Source organism: Bradyrhizobium sp. LjRoot220 (assembly GCF_964252915.1).
Lineage (GTDB): Bacteria > Pseudomonadota > Alphaproteobacteria > Rhizobiales > Xanthobacteraceae > Bradyrhizobium.
Genome location: NZ_CAXUPS020000002.1, coordinates 975379 through 990903 on the forward strand (window position 1 = coordinate 975379; position 15525 = coordinate 990903).

16 protein-coding genes and 1 pseudogene are annotated in these 15525 nt (G+C 61.3%); 9 read left to right on the forward strand and 8 right to left on the reverse strand.

The window, feature by feature from the left end:
* The first annotated feature begins 168 nt into the window (after positions 1–168).
* The 4 genes from ACSQ84_RS13295 (at position 169) to ACSQ84_RS13310 (ending at position 4576) form a co-directional block, all read left to right on the forward strand.
* Entirely contained in the window at positions 169–1149 is a 981-nt protein-coding gene (locus tag ACSQ84_RS13295; protein ID WP_436212099.1) for an LLM class flavin-dependent oxidoreductase, read from the forward strand.
* The gene (locus ACSQ84_RS13300) at positions 1146–2168 is read left to right on the forward strand and encodes an LLM class flavin-dependent oxidoreductase (protein ID WP_436212100.1); all 1023 of its coding nucleotides are present in this window, start codon (positions 1146–1148) and stop codon (positions 2166–2168) included. The genes ACSQ84_RS13295 and ACSQ84_RS13300 overlap by 4 nt, the downstream gene beginning before the upstream one ends.
* Positions 2169–2394: 226 nt before the next feature.
* Positions 2395–3369, forward strand: a complete 975-nt coding sequence (locus ACSQ84_RS13305; RefSeq protein ID WP_436212101.1) for a Bug family tripartite tricarboxylate transporter substrate binding protein — start codon at positions 2395–2397, stop codon at positions 3367–3369.
* A 118-nt stretch (positions 3370–3487) separates the two neighbouring features.
* A complete protein-coding gene (locus ACSQ84_RS13310; RefSeq protein WP_436212102.1) occupies positions 3488–4576 on the forward strand; it encodes a mandelate racemase/muconate lactonizing enzyme family protein in 1089 nt (362 codons plus the stop codon).
* Between the two features lie 98 nt (positions 4577–4674).
* Here ACSQ84_RS13310 and ACSQ84_RS13315 read toward each other — a convergent pair whose 3' ends face one another.
* The 6 genes and pseudogenes from ACSQ84_RS13315 to ACSQ84_RS13340 all read right to left on the reverse strand — a co-directional run bounded on the left by ACSQ84_RS13315 (position 4675) and on the right by ACSQ84_RS13340 (position 8251).
* The gene (locus tag ACSQ84_RS13315; RefSeq protein WP_436212103.1) at positions 4675–4947 is read right to left on the reverse strand and encodes a DUF1127 domain-containing protein; all 273 of its coding nucleotides are present in this window, start codon (positions 4945–4947) and stop codon (positions 4675–4677) included.
* Between the two features lie 131 nt (positions 4948–5078).
* Positions 5079–5141 (reverse strand): annotated as a pseudogene (locus ACSQ84_RS13320) (chromate resistance protein ChrB domain-containing protein); the annotation flags it as partial.
* A 36-nt stretch (positions 5142–5177) separates the two neighbouring features.
* Entirely contained in the window at positions 5178–6074 is an 897-nt protein-coding gene (locus tag ACSQ84_RS13325) for a YncE family protein (RefSeq protein ID WP_436212104.1), read from the reverse strand.
* Positions 6075–6276: 202 nt separating this feature from the next.
* Positions 6277–7023, reverse strand: a complete 747-nt coding sequence (locus tag ACSQ84_RS13330) for a TSUP family transporter (RefSeq protein ID WP_436212105.1) — start codon at positions 7021–7023, stop codon at positions 6277–6279.
* Between the two features lie 109 nt (positions 7024–7132).
* The gene (locus ACSQ84_RS13335) at positions 7133–8020 is read right to left on the reverse strand and encodes a DUF1259 domain-containing protein (RefSeq protein ID WP_436212106.1); all 888 of its coding nucleotides are present in this window, start codon (positions 8018–8020) and stop codon (positions 7133–7135) included.
* Entirely contained in the window at positions 8021–8251 is a 231-nt protein-coding gene (locus ACSQ84_RS13340) for a hypothetical protein (RefSeq protein ID WP_436212107.1), read from the reverse strand. It lies immediately after the preceding gene.
* A gap of 137 nt (positions 8252–8388) precedes the next feature.
* Here ACSQ84_RS13340 and ACSQ84_RS13345 point away from each other — a divergent pair, with 137 nt between their 5' ends.
* Entirely contained in the window at positions 8389–8727 is a 339-nt protein-coding gene (locus ACSQ84_RS13345; protein WP_436212108.1) for a hypothetical protein, read from the forward strand.
* 111 nt (positions 8728–8838) lie between these two features.
* Here ACSQ84_RS13345 and ACSQ84_RS13350 read toward each other — a convergent pair whose 3' ends face one another.
* Positions 8839–9735, reverse strand: a complete 897-nt coding sequence (locus ACSQ84_RS13350) for a family 16 glycoside hydrolase (protein WP_436212109.1) — start codon at positions 9733–9735, stop codon at positions 8839–8841.
* A gap of 80 nt (positions 9736–9815) precedes the next feature.
* Between ACSQ84_RS13350 and ACSQ84_RS13355 the strand changes: the two genes are divergently transcribed.
* Complete coding sequence (locus ACSQ84_RS13355; protein ID WP_436212282.1) at positions 9816–10319, forward strand: GlcG/HbpS family heme-binding protein; 504 nt, start codon at positions 9816–9818, stop codon at positions 10317–10319.
* 1212 nt (positions 10320–11531) lie between these two features.
* Here ACSQ84_RS13355 and ACSQ84_RS13360 read toward each other — a convergent pair.
* A complete protein-coding gene (locus ACSQ84_RS13360) occupies positions 11532–11678 on the reverse strand; it encodes a hypothetical protein (RefSeq protein WP_436212110.1) in 147 nt (48 codons plus the stop codon).
* 661 nt (positions 11679–12339) lie between these two features.
* Here ACSQ84_RS13360 and ACSQ84_RS13365 point away from each other — a divergent pair.
* The 3 genes from ACSQ84_RS13365 (at position 12340) to ACSQ84_RS13375 (ending at position 15450) form a co-directional block, all read left to right on the forward strand.
* Positions 12340–13341, forward strand: coding sequence for a TRAP transporter substrate-binding protein (locus ACSQ84_RS13365; RefSeq protein WP_436212111.1), 1002 nt, complete (start codon positions 12340–12342; stop codon positions 13339–13341).
* 211 nt (positions 13342–13552) lie between these two features.
* Complete coding sequence (locus tag ACSQ84_RS13370; protein WP_436212112.1) at positions 13553–14128, forward strand: TRAP transporter small permease; 576 nt, start codon at positions 13553–13555, stop codon at positions 14126–14128.
* Entirely contained in the window at positions 14125–15450 is a 1326-nt protein-coding gene (locus tag ACSQ84_RS13375) for a TRAP transporter large permease (protein ID WP_436212113.1), read from the forward strand. The genes ACSQ84_RS13370 and ACSQ84_RS13375 overlap by 4 nt, the downstream gene beginning before the upstream one ends.
* Positions 15451–15525: the final 75 nt, after the last annotated feature.

Sequence of the window (15525 nt, forward strand, 5' to 3'; positions counted from 1 at the left end):
CCTTGCGCCCATAGCGGTGGTTGGCGCAGCGACGCGCCCGGCATTATCGCCCGGTCGCCCTTCGCGTACAGCAGATTGACCCACACGTCGACCATATCCATATGGGGCCAGCAGAATCGGATGAAGCCTCGGGCGGCGTCATTTCAAATGGTTCGTTCGGGAGTTGTTATGACGACATTGTCTATCCTCGATCTCGTTCGCGTCACCGAAGATACCGATGCGCGCGGCGCGTTATACAACGCCCGCGATGTTGCGGTTCATGCCGAGGCCTGGGGCTATCGCCGCATCTGGGTGGCGGAGCATCACAACATGGCCGGCATCGCCAGCGCCGCGACCTCGGTCGTGATTGGTCATATCGCTGCGGGAACAAAGACCATCCGCGTCGGTGCGGGCGGCATCATGCTGCCCAACCATGCGCCTTACGTCATCGCCGAGCAGTTCGGGACGCTGGCGCGGCTGTTTCCGGGCCGCATCGACCTTGGGCTGGGCCGCGCCCCCGGCACCGACCAGCTGACGCTGCGCGCGTTGCGCCGCACGCCCGAAGCCGCCGAAAATTTTCCGCAGGACGTTCTCGAGGTGCAGGCCTTCCTGGCTTCGGCCGGTCCAAACCAGCGCATCCAGGCCGTGCCGGCGGCCGGAACGGAAGTGCCGCTGTGGATTTTGGGATCGAGCAATTTCGGCGCGATGCTGGCGGCCGAGCTCGGGCTTCCCTATGCCTTCGCCTCGCACTTTGCACCCGAACTCCTCCTGCCGGCGCTGCAGATCTACCGCAGCCGCTTCAAACCGTCCGAGCAGCTCGAGCGTCCCTACGCGATGGTCGGCGTCAACATCATCGCTGCCGGCAGCGATGAGGAAGCGCTCAAGCTGGCGACGACGCAGCAGATGTCCTTTACCAACATCTTCCGCGGCGCGCGCGGCCTCAGCCAGCCGCCGATCGACGACATCGAAAGCTACTGGTCGCCAGCGGAAAAGGCCCAGGCGATGAGCATGCTCGCGCGCTCCATCATTGGCTCGCCCGATACGGTTCGTGCGGGCATTGATACGCTGGTTGCGGAAACCGGCGCCGACGAACTCATGATCGTGTCCGATGTCTACGATCACGCCAAGCGGCTGCGCTCCTTCGAACTGATCGCCGGTGCCGCAGCATGAAGCACATCGGATTTCTATCGTTCGGGCATTGGACAGCCTCGTCGCAGTCGCAGACGCGCTCGGCGGCGGACACGCTGCTGCAATCGATCGATCTCGCCGTCGCGGCCGAGCAATTGGGCGCCGACGGCGCCTATTTTCGCGTCCATCACTTCGCCCGCCAGCTCGCCTCGCCATTTCCCTTGCTCGCAGCTGTCGGCGCGAAAACCAGCCGCATCGAGATCGGCACGGCCGTTATCGACATGCGCTATGAAAATCCGCTCTACATGGCCGAAGACGCCGGCGCGGCCGATCTCATTTCGGGCGGGCGGCTGCAACTTGGAATTAGCAGAGGCTCGCCCGAGCAGGTCATCGATGGATGGCGGTATTTCGGCTACCAGCCGGCCGAAGGCGAGAGCGATGCCGATATGGGCCGGCGCCATGCCGAGGTCTTTCTCGACGTGCTGCGCGGCCAGGGCTTCGCGCAGCCCAATCCGCGCCCGATGTTTCCGAACCCGCCGGGATTGCTGCGCCTTGAACCGCATTCCGAGGGACTGCGTGAGCGCATCTGGTGGGGCGCCGGCTCGAACGCTACGGCAATCTGGGCGGCGAAACTGGGCATGAACCTGCAGAGTTCGACGCTCAAGAACGACGAAACCGGCGAGGCTTTCCACATCCAGCAGGCTGCCCAGATCAGGGCCTACCGCGCGGCCTGGAAGGAGGCGGGCCATGCGCGATCACCCCGCGTATCGGTGAGCCGCAACATCATCGCCATCATGGGCGATCGCGATCGCGCCTATTTCGGCCTCGGTGGCGAGGATGATGACCAGATTGGCTTTATCGATCCAACGACCCGGGCGATCTTCGGCCGGGGTTATGCCGCCGAGCCGGACGTTCTGATCGAGCAGCTCAGGAAGGACGAGGCCATCGCTGAGGCCGACACGTTGCTGGTGACGGTCCCCAACCAACTCGGCGTCGCCTACAATAGCCATGTCATTGAATCGATCCTGCGGCACGTCGCTCCGGCGCTCGGGTGGCGTTAGAGCGTTTTCCAGCGAAGCCTGCCCCGGACTTGATCCGGGGTGGATACCGGTTCGCGTCAGGAAAACGCGTCAATCGAGAATCTAGAACTCCGTTCCGATTCAATCGAAACGAAAGGCTCCAGGGCCGTTGACGCAAAGGCCCCCGGCAACGCGTCGGCTACTTGCTACTTGCTGGCTTGCCTGTAGGCTCGGCCAGATAAGAAACGAGAACTCGGGGAGGCGGCAGATGGCCAGGTATTTGGCAGCAGCGGTCGTTGCTATGGTGGCCGTAGCTGGACCAGGCGACGCACGGGCCCAGGATTATCCCACCAGAACGGTCACGGTCATCGTTCCCTTCGCCGCCGGCGGGCCGGCCGATATCACAGGCAGGATCGTCGCCGACATCTTTGGCCGTCACCTCGGTCAGAAATTTGTGGTCGAGAATGTCGTCGGTGCCGGCGGCACCACGGGAGCGCTGCGCGCCGCCAAGGCTACGGCCGACGGATACACCATCCTTTCCGGTCACCTCGGCACCAATGCGCTGGCGCCGGCGTTCTATCCCAGCCTGGGCTACGATCCACAGAAGGACTTCGAGCCGATTGGACTGACGGCCGAATATCCGGAATTGCTGGTGGTCCGCAAGGATTTTCCCGCCAACAACCTCAAGGAATTCATTGCCTACGCGAAGTCCAATCCGGACAAGCTCAATGTCGGGCATGCCGGGCTGGGCTCGGTGTCCTATATCGGTTGTCTGCTGCTTCACGCGGCGATTGGCATCAAGCCAACGATGATTCCGTTCACCGGCACGGCCCCGGTGTTGAATGCCATGCTGGGAGGTCAGGTCGACTATGAATGCGATCCCGTGCTCGGAACATTGAGCCAGGTGCAGGCAGGCAACGTCAAGGCGCTCGCGGTCGCCGCGAGAAAACGCAGTCCCTTGCTGCCCGATGTCCCCACATCCCATGAGCAGGGCTTGCCGGAATTCGATATTGCGCCGTTTTACGGCGTGTTCGTGCCAAGAGGCACGCCGCCGGCGGTGGTCGAGAAGCTTGCTGATGCCCTGAACAAGGGACTCAACGAGGAGGCCGTGCAGAAGCGGTTGGCCGACCTCGGCGCCGACAGCATAGAGCAGGCCCGCCGCGGACCAAAAGCCCTCGCGGATCTGGTCAAAAGCGAAACCGCGCGGCTGATGCCGATCCTGCGCGCCGCGGCGGCGAAATAAGCACGGCAAGCGTATCGCTGCTCGAATCCTTCCGGAGCGCGGTGATCTCCTGCAGATGCTCGAGCAATTGCCCTGCCAAGGCGGGCGGCTTAGGATAAATAAAAAAGGGCGGAGACCAATGGCGCTCATCACGACGATCGACACCGGGCTCTATCGGATCCCGCTGACCGTCAGCCTCTCGGACAGCACGCACGGCAACATCGACGCCTTCGAATTGCTAACTTGCCGTGTCCGCGATTCCGACGGGGCCGAAGGGGTTGGCTATACCTACACAGTCGGCCGCAATGGCGGCGCGATTGCCGATGCGCTGCGGCGGGAGATTCCCGAACTGGTCGAAGGCCGCGAAGCTGACGATACCGAGGCGATCTGGCATCAGGTCTGGTGGGCCTTGCACTATGGCGGCCGCGGCGGGCCGCCGGTGCTGGCGCTGTCGGCGCTCGACATCGCCCTGTGGGACCTCAAGGCGCGCCGTGCCAAGCTGCCGCTGTTTCGTCTGCTCGGCGGCTTCGATGCGCGCGTACCCTGTTACGCCGGCGGCATCGATCTGGATCTTTCCGTGGAGGCGCTGCTGCAGCAAACCGACGACAATCTCGCCAAGGGCTTTCGCGCCATCAAGATGAAGGTCGGTCGTCCTGATCTCGCCGCCGATGTCACGCGGGTGCAGGCGATGCGCAAGCATCTTGGCAACGGCTTTCCGCTAATGGTGGATGCCAACATGAAATGGTCGGTCGAGGAAGCCATTCGCGCCGCGCGCGCCCTGCAACCCTGCGACCTGACCTGGCTTGAGGAGCCGATCATTCCCGACGATATCTCCGGTCACGTCCGCATCATGGCCGCCGGTGGCGTGCCGATCGCGGCCGGCGAAAACCTGCGCTCGCTCTGGGAGTTCAAGAACTACATTGCGGCCGGAGCGGTGTCGTATCCCGAGCCCGATGTCACCAATTGCGGAGGCGTCACAGCCTTCATGAAGATCGCGCGGCTCGCCGAAGCGTTCAACCTGCCGGTGACCAGCCACGGCGCACATGACATTACCGTGCACCTGCTCGCAGCCTGCTCAAACCGCTCCTATCTCGAGGCGCACGGATTCGGGCTCGATCGCTATATCGAGCATCCGCTTGCCATCGAACACGGCATGGCAATCGCGCCGGCGCGACACGGTCATGGCATCACGTTCGACTGGAGCGGGCTTGCGCCACTCGCGTCGTAGATCGGATATGGGGCTCGAAGGATTTTGCTCGATCGAACCCCAACTGAGGCGCGGGAGGGATCAGTTGAGCCCACCACCCAATAGCAAGCATTGGCAAGTCATTGGCTGTCGCGCCACGCAGTGATGTACAAGGAAGACCTGCGCACTTCTTTGGCGATTGTCCTCGACAAGCCAATGTCGGCGAGCATTCGGTCATCAAGTTCGAGGAGCTGCCCGTACTGGCGACGTCGTTCCCACCTCTGTGCTGTTCGATCCAGCCACGCGAGCGGGATTCTCCAGGACCATCCAAGGCCCGGAAAGGAGGAGCCCGGAAAGGAGGAGACTGTGTCGAGGGTATTGGTTGAATTGCAGGTAGTGCTGCCGCAAGGCATGGTTTCACCTCCGTATTGGAGCGAAACAACACTTGGCTGCGGGAGCTCATCGGGCGGTTGTCAAAGGCCCGAGTGATTTCTGTACCATGCCCACCTCTGATGTTCAAGCGATGGCAGGGAGCATCAACTCCTCGGGTGAGCCACGCGCAGGCGATGCGATCGACTTTGACTTTCTGGCGGGTGATCCATTTCATGCTGGGTCTGCCTTGAATTAATATTGTTAGCGGACATCAGGCGTCCGAAAGGACGAGAACTCCGCCATGCGCAGGTGAGATGACGTAAAGCTGGTCCGGCGACACCAGCGCCGTGGTATGCGCGTCCGGACCGGTCACGGTTCGTGTGGCATGGCCGTTGCGCGGATCAATGGAACAGACGAGCCCGGGCTCCCCGATGGCGACATGAACCAGACCGGTCGCCGGGTTGAAAAACGTGACATCGGGCGGGCCTCCGATCGGCCAGACGTTGATGACTTCGCCCGAAGCGCTGCTCATCTCGACCAGAGTTGAGTCGTCGCAGGCAACGTAAAGTCGTCCTCTTGAATGATCGATGTCGAGACCGTGGGCGCCTGATGAGGGCACTTTCCAATGCGTTACGGCGCCGAGGTCGGGCAGGCGGGCCACCAGCACCATCGACGGCTCGCGGATGCAGAGGAACAGCCGTTCGGCGGCGGCATCGGTGACGCACCAGCGCGGCCGTCCCGGTAGCTCAATCGATACGTGTGTATGATCGCTCAATCCGATCAGTTGCAGCGTTGGCCCTTCCTTGTCGTCGCCGATGCAAGCAGCGATGGCGAGGCCGGATCGGGCAACGATCACAGCGCCGTTCGGTCGCCTCCCGGTCTTGGGCATGGCGCGAGTTTCCAGGGTGACAGCATCAAGCAAGGCAATGCTGGCGCCGCCGCGGTTGGTTGCCAGAATCTGACCGTCGTCGGCGACGGCGCCGGCCACGCCTGGAAATCCCGGCAGCGTCGCAATATGCCTGCCGGCGTCGTGGTCGATCACCTCGATGCAATCGCGCGCGGTGTGCGCAATGAAGACACGTCGGCTTTTCGCGTCAAAGGCCGCGTGATCAAACTCGCTGCCCGCGGCTTCCGGGATGGCGATGATTCCGATTGTTTTCAGCGGCATGACGGCCTCACCGTGCTAGGTGCTGCGCTCAAAACAACCGGGGAACAGGAGGAAAGAAAACCAGCCTTGGGTTCGTCCACGCGCAATCTCCTCGAATATCGAGTGTTGCGCAGAACTTGGACGGGAACGCCGTCTGGTGGGGAGTCTGCTTTTCCCCGCCGGACCAAGCTAGTCTGGCAAGAGCGTTGCCGCAAGCCTCATGTCAGGGACCGCGCGCGAGCAATGCTGTCGCGATCAGCGATAGGCCAGCGAGCAGAAGAAGCACCAGCACCACGTTGCGGAATGCCTCGTCGTCAATCGTTCCATAGAGCTTGAAGCCGCTCCACAGGCCGGCGACCATGAATGGAAAGCCCAGTCCGTACAGTTTGAGGGTTTCCGAAGTGAAGGCGCCGGTAATTCCCATGGATATGGAGATTACCACGAAGGCCGCGAACAGCACCGGTTGGAACACCGCCCGTTGCTTATCCTTTGTCCAACCGCGCCATTGACAGGAGATGGTCGACACGACGCCACCAAGTCCGGTCAATCCGCCTACGAGGCCGTTGACGATGCCAATGGCGATGTCGGGACCGGCTCCTATTTTGATAGGCTTGAATGCCGGCCGCGCCAGGCCGTAAACCGTGTAGAGCACGAGCAGTACACCGACGCCGAACTGCAGATATACCGGACTGATCTGGTTCAGCAGGATCACACCGATCGGGATTCCGATCGCTGTGCCCAGTGTGAGTGGCCAGATTTTTTGCCAGTCCAACGCCTGACGCAGTTTAAGGATGCCGTAACCCTGCGTGAGCAGACCGTAGCCGGCGATCAGCGCTGCGGTTTGGATCGGTGTAATGATGTGCAGCCATATGCCTGACACGACGAGGCCCATGGCGAACCCCGAAAAGCCGCTGACGAAACCGCCGGCAAAAGCTGCCAAAACAAAAAGAGCGAGAATCAGTCCATCCATAGGTCGCTTCCCCCTGGCGAGGTGGCGAGCACTTGGATGGACATCCATCTGGTGGGGAGGCTGCGAATCCCCATAGGTTCAAACCAGTGGCTTGATCGAGCCCTTTTTCCTAACTCTTCGCGCTGGCCGTCCTGTCAAGCGCCGCGCGAAGTCCGCGGGCAAGCTTCAACGCATCGTCATTGGCCCAGAAGTGAAGGAAGAACAGCCGTGGCTGTTCGCCGAGCATATGGCTGTGGACGGCGGTGACGTCGATGCCGTTCGTCCGCAATGCGTTGATCACAGGGTTCACCTCATCGCCGGAGAGCACGAAATCGCCGGTGATCGCTGCCTTGCCGCCACCGGTGGGTTGAAAACCGATGGCTGTCGCCACGCCCATCGGCCCGACCGGACTGAGCTGCATGCCATTTTCCGTGATCGGATCACGGCGCGGCACGGCGAATTGATAGACGCCGCCGTTCGGCTGTCCCTTGACGCCGATGATCTGATCGAGTTGCGCCGTGTCGAGATCGACAGCAGGCGGTGGGGCCGCGGCTTGCGGCGTGAGCGGGGTCTTGCTCGCCGCCAGAGCTTCCCTGATGACGCTGGCCATCTTTGCGGGATCGCCGTGGCCTCCCACGTGCATGTAGAACGTAGCAGGCGAGGCGCGCAGCAGATGATTGTGAACGGCAGTGATCTCGAGCCCGCCTTCTATCATCTTGAGCATGACCGGATTGATCTCGGTCTCCAGCAGCACGAGGTCGCCCATCACCATGGCGCCCCCGTGCATCGGCTTGAACGCGACCCAGCCGCCGAGCGCCAGTGCAGGCCTGATGGTGACGCCGTCGAGGGTCACGGTCAGATCGGTGCGGGGAAAGCCGTAGCGGTGCACGTCGCCCGAGACCGCGGCCTTTCTTCCGAACGCGTCATCGATCTTGTTCCAGTCGATGTCCTGGGCGGTCGCGGCTGTCGTGAACGAGGCCGCAAGCATCGAGGCCATAAGCCAAAGTTTGATACCCATCTAGTTGTCCTCCGGGTTTGAGGTGGTGTCGGATGGTGCCGCATCTGGCATCAGAACGCCGGGATCGATGCCCATTGCACGTAACGCAATGGCGAAGCCTTCGTTGAGGCGCGCTGCATCGCCGAAATAGGCGACTGACGAGCTCTCGCGGACAGAATCGGTTGGCGCTGCGTCAGCGTCGATTCGTCCGCATGGGGTTGTTGGTTGGATTTGTGATTTTCGGCCATCCATGCGCAAACCTCTCGACAAGCGAGTGTTGCGCAGATCTTGGACGGGAACCGTCTGATGGGGAGTCTGCATTTCCCCGTACGTGTTTTTAGTCAGAGTGCAGTGCACACGCAACAGTACCGGTGAATGAACATGCTCACTTGAGCGGCTCGAATAATCACGAAGCCGTGCGCATTCAATCGGAACCAAACCATTCATCGCCCCTTATCGCCGGCATCCAGCGTCAAGAGGCAAACATGAATATAACTAAGACGATTGTAGCGTGCGCAACGCTTGTACTGATCGCCTGTTCGGGCACCTTTTCGCCTGCTCATGCCATGACCCAGCAGGAACTCGTGGCCAAGCTGGAATCCGCCGGCTACTCACAAATCCGAGACATCAAATCCACGCCCGAAGGTACGGTCGTCAAGGCGACGAAGGGCGGCAAGGAAGTATCCCTCGTCGTCGACAGCAGCGGTCAAATCCAGGAGCGCCGTTAGATTGGTTCGCTCGTCGCGGCACGAAATTCCATGACGGTCGTTCCTGGTATCGATGCTGAAAACGTCTCATCTGTTTGTAGTGGACGCATTCGGCGTGTGATCGTCGTTGAACTAATTCGTCTCGCCGTAACTCACCTCGTCAAACAGCGTGACGCTGTCGGCTTTGGTCCACAGCCCAACCTTGCCGGCATCGGCGAATGTGGAATCCTCGACCTCGAACAATTGCTTGCCGTTGAAGGACACGCTGAAGCGCGAGGCTTTGAAGTCAACACGCAAGCTGTGCCAGGTGTCGGCCGGCACCTTGACATCCGTTCCGTAGCCGCCTTTGCGGCCGACAATGTCCAGCGGGCTTCTGACGCCGTTGACGGTCTTGTAGAGAACGACATTGTCCTCAAGCGCATTGGCCCGGGTCACGTAGTAGTTGTTCGCATCTTTCGCCCGCCAGATAATGCCGGCGGCGCGGTCCTGCGATCCCGCGATCGCCTTGAATTTTACCTCGACAAATCCGTCCTTGATATTTGCGTCGTCCTTTAGAAGCAGGGGGTAGGTCGCCCGGCCGGATTGCTTGAGCACCTTCGATTTTGACGGCGCCGTCGCATCGCTTTCGACCGTCCATTTTGGATCGCCTGATCCTGTGAGGGTGGCGGTCCAACCCTCAGGCGCAACGCCGGTCCGGGCGCCTTCGAAACTTATTGCGGTGTTTGACATGTCATTCACTCCGATGAGGAAAAACGCAGCCGCGATGATGGCTCTCCAAAGCTTTGCCGTCAGTTGAGAGGGGTTGGTCAGCTCATTTCCGCAGGGATCGGATTGGCCGGAATGACGTCGGTCCCGGCGCGATTGACTTGCCTGACCAGAGGCAGGCTGCAGATCGAGTTCGTTTGGAAGAATTGGTGGCTTTCGCTTGTCCATGTGCACATTGTCTCGACGTGTCGAGTGTTGCACAGTGCTTTGACCGAAGCCTCGAGGGGAGACCGTATTTCCCCTGCGCACGTGATAATTCAGCAAGGCGATAAATGCAACAGCGCGCAACGGAAGCCGCGGTTAAAATCCGCCTTGATCACCCAAGCCACCGAACGGGATCAGTTATGGGCAGCAAAGGTTTTGTACATCTGCTGACGGGTTTCGCTCTGTTGATTTCAACGGCGTCTCCCGCACAGGAATCGCTCATTACCTATAAATCCCTGGCGCCTGCGATCGCACTGGAACTAGCCCAATCCACACTCGCGAACTGTCAGCAGCGCGGTTACCAGGTTGCAGTCGCCGTGGTCGATCGCTTCGGCGTCGTCCAGGTCATTTTGCGCGATCGGTACGCCGGAGCACACACCCCCGCAACCGCTTCGGGCAAGGCGTGGACAGCGGCGACCTTCCGCAGCAGCACCAGCAACCTGTTCGCCATCAGCCAGCCGGGCATGATGCAGGCGGGCATTCGCAATCTTCCGGGCGCGGTCGTCATTGGCGGCGGACTCGTCATCGAGGCGGGCGGTTCGCTGGTCGGTGCGATCGGCGTTTCGGGAGCGCCCGGCGGCGATGCCGACGAAGCCTGCGCCAAGGCCGGAATAGATGCGATTCAATCCAAGCTGGATTTTTGAAGCGCAGTTCCGGCCTGCACGGTTCAAGCAGATGGAGCCCTGCACTGTTGCCCGCCAGCAGATCGATTCGGATTCGCAGAACCAATGTCAAGCCCCCAGAATAAAAAATATTTCGCTTTTACGGAATCCAAATCAGGGGTACATGTTTGGCCATCCCGTCCTACTCAGAAGGGCGTCGGCCGTCGTCACGGACGTTGGACGGGTTGCGGTGGACGCTGATGTTGCGAAGACGAACGCGACAAAAGCGTACGGCGAAGACGTGTGGTCCTGACGTCGCGGTGCTGGCGTCAATGCACCTGGAGGCAATAGCTTCCAGGGCGCAACGGAGGCAAAAGAGCCGTTCTCCGGGGCACCGTAGCTGGCTGTTTTGGTGGTGCCCGGTGATCGCCGGCTCGCTGGCGCTACGCGCTACTGCCTCCGGCGGCTTGCGGCCTTGACCCCAGCCGCTCACCGGTCTTTTGGTGCCAGGCGCTCTGCCGAAGGCCGAGCGGCGGGCCGCTCGTCATCCCACCACGTGAAGTTTTGATCCTATTTCTGGCGCCTGGCGATCATGATGTCGGTGATGATGGCGAGCTTGCGCATGGCGATATGGGCGACCTTTCTTCCTGTCTTTGGTATCAGGCGATCGTAGAAGGCCCGAGGCCGGGGTTGTGCTGGGTCGCGGCCCTTCAGATACCATGCAGAAGAGATTGCGGACCTTGCGGCGTCCGCCCTTGATGTGGCGCTCGCCGCGCCGCTGCCGTCGTCATCGTAAGGTGCGGCACCAGCAGGGCAGCGCCGATCTGGTTATTGACCTTACTCTGTTCCGCATTTCCGTAATCAGAGGCGGCGGTCTGCAGCGCTCCGCACGCTCTCGATGATCTCGGCAAGTTCCGCAAACGTGGCGGGCCTTGATCATGGCCGCGATCATGTCCCAGCTTGGCGATTTCGACGGCGATATCTCAACATCCGCGTGCATTTTAGCACCGGTTTCGGTCCGGCGTGCCGCCCTGTTATGGGGAAGCCATCTGCAGGTCGAGCAGTCCCAGACGCGCGTTCACGATCTGCGCGCTTCCTCGCGCGCCGCACGGCGCCTGACTCGGATCGTCGACGAACGTCTCGGCAAAACCAGGCTGATCATCTCGGCATCGATCGTATCAGCCTGGAAGAAGCGCCGGCCGATCGGGCGAAGTCGCGAACCTGCTGATCGACGATGCGAACTCGATTTTGGCGTCACGCAGCGCCTTGGCCCACTGCGCCTGCAGCGCCGCCGCTCGCCTCCATCACCGCCTTGCCGACCTTCTTCCGGCGCAGCCACGACGCCAGCTCGCGCCGGCCCTCCGCCGCTTGCAAACGCCGACAGCGGGCGAATGCAAACATCTACCTTGTCCTTGGCAACATCGATTCCGCGACACGAGATTGGCTTGCTTCACTACGTCCAGCTCCTCTCGCAGTTCGGTCCGGGTCGAAGCCCATGCAACTGTTCCTGCTGAGGAAGACACCGACCTGTCCCACGCCCCCCGACAGGCCTCATGCTTCCCGAGCTCGCTCGGGCTCAAGTCCAGCGACGGGCGCCTACGAGAACCGCCCGTTCGCCCATTCTGGCAGATTTTGCGGACACAAGAGCTCGTTATAATCCGTAAAGCCATTGCGCAGGGAATGCCGGATGCGCGCTGCACCCGCTGCCCTGTATGCTCGTGTGCATTTTGTTTTGTGCATATCGCACACGGGACCGCGGGTGCAGCGCGCACCCGGTCTTCCCTGCGCCCTCTCTTTTCGAGGGCCATTGGTTGCATGCCTCGGGCGCTACGCGCGGCGAGGGCGCGGAGCCATGTCCCTCCGTTCGGCAGCGGCAATCACCTCTTGGCGATCCATCCCTGAACAAGTCGCGGTATTTTTTTGCGATGCAGCAAACCTTGAAGCGATCGGCCCCTGCTAACGGGCAATGGTGTTTTGTCCGGCTTCTCTGTATTGGTTCGATTGGCATACAAGCTTCGGAGCCGGGTTGTTCGCGCTCCGCAAAAAATACGCGGGAGGAAACATGCGGAAATTGATTTTGGCTGCGGCATCGATCGCGGCATTGGCGCTAGTTGGGCCGGCCTCGGCGCAGTCGCCGATCGTCATCAAGTTCAGCCACGTCGTGGCGCCGAACACGCCGAAGGGGCTGGCGGCCGAAAAATTCAAGGAGCTTGCCGAGAAATACACCGGCGGCAAGGTCAAGGTCGAAGTCTACCCGAACTCGCAGCTCTACAAGGACAAGGAAGAGCTGGAAGCGCTGCAGCTCGGCGCCGTGCAGATGCTGGCGCCGTCGAACGCCAAATTCGGCCCGATCGGCGTCAAGGAATTCGAGGTGTTCGATCTGCCGTACATCCTCCCCGACCTCAAGACGCTCCGCAAGGTCACCGACGGCCCGCTCGGCAAGCGCCTGCTGGGACTGCTCGATGCCAAGGGCATGACCGGTCTGGCCTATTGGGACAACGGCTTCAAGATGATGAGTGCCAACAAGAAGCTCATCGCGCCCGCCGACTACAAGGGTATGAAGTTCCGCATCCAGTCGTCCAAGGTGCTTGAAGCGCAGTTCCGCACGCTGGGCGCGATTCCGCAGGTGATGGCGTTCTCTGAAGTCTATCAGGCGCTGCAGACCGGCGTGGTCGACGGCCAGGAAAACACCTGGTCCAACATCTACACCCAGAAAATGCACGAGGTGCAGAAGTACATCACCGTCACCAACCACGGTTACATCGGTTACATCGTGGTGGTGAACAAGAAATTCTGGGACGGCATTCCCGCCGATATCAAGCCGCAACTCGACAAGGCGATGCAGGAAGCCACCGCCTACGGCAACGGCCAGTCGCAGAAGGAAAACGACGACGCCCTGGCCGAGATCAAGAAGACCGGCAAGAGCGAGATCATCGCGCTCACACCGGAGCAGGACTCGGCGATGCGCAAGGCGCTCGATCCGGTTTACCAGGATGTGGCAAAGCGCGTCGGCCAGCCGCTGATCGACGAATTCCTCAAGGAGACGAGGGGCGCGACCAACTAAGGCGACCGACTTGGGGTGCCGCGCGCTTTTCAAGCGCGTGGTAGGGGCAAATAAATCGTTCTCCGTCATGCCCGGGCTTGTCCCGGGCATCCACGTCTTTTTCGCTTGGCAGCAAGAAAGGCGTGGATGGCCGGGCATAGGCGAGCGGAAGCGACACCGTCCTTCAGACGGCTATGCGGCCATGACGAGCTTCGATAATTGGGGGAATTAGATGTTTCTTCGCATCCTCGATCGTCTTGAGGAGATACTGATCACGACGCTGATGGGGCTCGCGACCTTCATCATCTTTCTCGCCGTGATGCATCGCTATCTCATCGGCATTCCGCTGCTTTACCCGCTGCTGTTTCCCATCCACATGTCCTGGGCGCAGGAGCTGTGCATCTACATGTTCGTGTGGGTGGCGAAGTTCGGTGCGGCCTATGGCGTGCGCACCGGCATCCATGTCGGCGTCGATGTCGTGGTCAATCTGCTCAACCCGCCGTGGCGGCGGGCCGTGGTGCTGTTCGGGCTGTTCTGCGGCGCGTTCTTCACCGCCGTGATCGGCACCATGGGTGCCAAATTCGTCTACGGGTTGATGCACACCGACCAGGTCTCGCCCGATCTCGAAATTCCGAGCTGGTTTGTCTACCTCTGCATTCCGCTCGGCTCCTACTTGATGTGCTTCCGCTTCCTCCAGGTCGCGTTCAAGTTCTGGCGCACCGGCGACCTGCCGCATCACGACCACGCCCATGTCGAGGGTATCGACGTCGAAGCACCCGGAATCGGCGCCGCGGAGGCCACGCGATGACCAGCCTGTTCATTTTTGGGCTTCTGGTCGCGCTGATGCTGACGGGCATGCCGATCTCGATCGCGCTCGGCATGACGGTTCTGACCTTCATCTACACGATGACGAACGTCCCGACCGAATCCGTGGCGCTGAAGCTGTTCACCGGCATCGACAATTTCGAGATCATGGCGATCCCGTTCTTCATCCTGGCGGGCAACTTCCTGACCCATGGCGGCGTCGCGCGCCGCATGATCAATTTCGCCACCTCGATGGTCGGGCACTGGTACGGCGGGCTCGGTCTCGCGGGCGTGATGGCCTGCGCGCTGTTCGCCGCGGTGTCGGGATCTTCGCCGGCGACCGTGATCGCGATCGGCTCCATCATGATGCCGGCGATGGTGAAGCAGGGTTTCCCCAAGCGCTTCGGCGCCGGCGTCATCACCACGTCAGGCGCGCTCGGCATCCTGATCCCGCCCTCGATCGTGATGGTGATCTATTGCGTGGCGACCGGCGGCAGCGTTGCGCTCGACCCGTCGGGCGCCCGCGTGTCGTCGGCCTCGGTCGGGCAGATGTTCATGGCCGGAGTCATTCCCGGCGTCATGCTGGCGACGCTGCTCGGACTGACGACGTTCTATCGCGCCTGGAAATACGACTATCCGCGGCTGCCGCGCGCGAGCTGGTCCGAACGCCTGGTGGCGTTCCAGAAGTGCATGTGGGGACTGCTGCTGATCCTGATCGTGCTCGGCGGCATCTATGCCGGCCTGTTCACGCCGACCGAGGCCGCGGCGATCAGCGCGGTTTACGCCTTCGTCATCGCCGTGTTCGTCTACAAGGACATGACGCTCAGGGACGTGCCGCGGGTGCTGCTCGGCTCCGCCAACATGAGCGCGATGATCCTCTACATCATCACCAACGCGGTGCTGTTCTCGTTCCTGATGGCGAACGAGAATATTCCGCAGCAGATTGCGGCATGGATCACCTCGATCGGTGTCGACTGGATCATCTTCCTTTTGATCGTCAACGTGCTGCTGCTGATCGCCGGCAACGTGATGGAGGCCTCCTCGATCGTGCTGATCATGGCGCCGATCCTGTTTCCGGTGGCGGTCAAGCTCGGCATCCACCCGGTGCATCTCGGTATCCTGATGGTCGTCAACATGGAAGTCGGGATGTGCCACCCACCGGTCGGGCTCAATCTCTATGTGGCCTCCGGTATCGCCAAGATGGGCATCACGGAGCTGACCATCGCAGTGTGGCCGTGGCTGCTGACCATGTTGGGATTCCTCGTCGTCGTCACCTACGTGCCGGAAATCTCGCTGTGGCTGCCGCGTGCGCTCGGCATGCTCTGATTCAGGAAGGGCGAACGGCGCGACATTACATCTTGGTAAGGGAAGGCACTCTTGCCCATCGTTAAGTTGATTGCC

Bases quoted from the DNA above. Each gene is read 5' to 3' on its own strand.
- ACSQ84_RS13295 (WP_436212099.1), top strand. From the start codon at position 169: ATGACGACATTGTCTATCCTCGATCTCGTTCGCGTCACCGAAGATACC.
- ACSQ84_RS13300 (WP_436212100.1), top strand. From the start codon at position 1,146: ATGAAGCACATCGGATTTCTATCGTTCGGGCATTGGACAGCCTCGTCG.
- ACSQ84_RS13305 (WP_436212101.1), top strand. From the start codon at position 2,395: ATGGCCAGGTATTTGGCAGCAGCGGTCGTTGCTATGGTGGCCGTAGCT.
- ACSQ84_RS13310 (WP_436212102.1), top strand. From the start codon at position 3,488: ATGGCGCTCATCACGACGATCGACACCGGGCTCTATCGGATCCCGCTG.
- ACSQ84_RS13315 (WP_436212103.1), bottom strand. From the start codon at position 4,947: ATGCCTTGCGGCAGCACTACCTGCAATTCAACCAATACCCTCGACACA.
- ACSQ84_RS13325 (WP_436212104.1), bottom strand. From the start codon at position 6,074: ATGCCGCTGAAAACAATCGGAATCATCGCCATCCCGGAAGCCGCGGGC.
- ACSQ84_RS13330 (WP_436212105.1), bottom strand. From the start codon at position 7,023: ATGGATGGACTGATTCTCGCTCTTTTTGTTTTGGCAGCTTTTGCCGGC.
- ACSQ84_RS13335 (WP_436212106.1), bottom strand. From the start codon at position 8,020: ATGGGTATCAAACTTTGGCTTATGGCCTCGATGCTTGCGGCCTCGTTC.
- ACSQ84_RS13340 (WP_436212107.1), bottom strand. From the start codon at position 8,251: ATGGATGGCCGAAAATCACAAATCCAACCAACAACCCCATGCGGACGA.
- ACSQ84_RS13355 (WP_436212282.1), top strand. From the start codon at position 9,816: ATGGGCAGCAAAGGTTTTGTACATCTGCTGACGGGTTTCGCTCTGTTG.
- ACSQ84_RS13360 (WP_436212110.1), bottom strand. From the start codon at position 11,678: ATGTTTGCATTCGCCCGCTGTCGGCGTTTGCAAGCGGCGGAGGGCCGG.
- ACSQ84_RS13365 (WP_436212111.1), top strand. From the start codon at position 12,340: ATGCGGAAATTGATTTTGGCTGCGGCATCGATCGCGGCATTGGCGCTA.
- ACSQ84_RS13370 (WP_436212112.1), top strand. From the start codon at position 13,553: ATGTTTCTTCGCATCCTCGATCGTCTTGAGGAGATACTGATCACGACG.
- ACSQ84_RS13375 (WP_436212113.1), top strand. From the start codon at position 14,125: ATGACCAGCCTGTTCATTTTTGGGCTTCTGGTCGCGCTGATGCTGACG.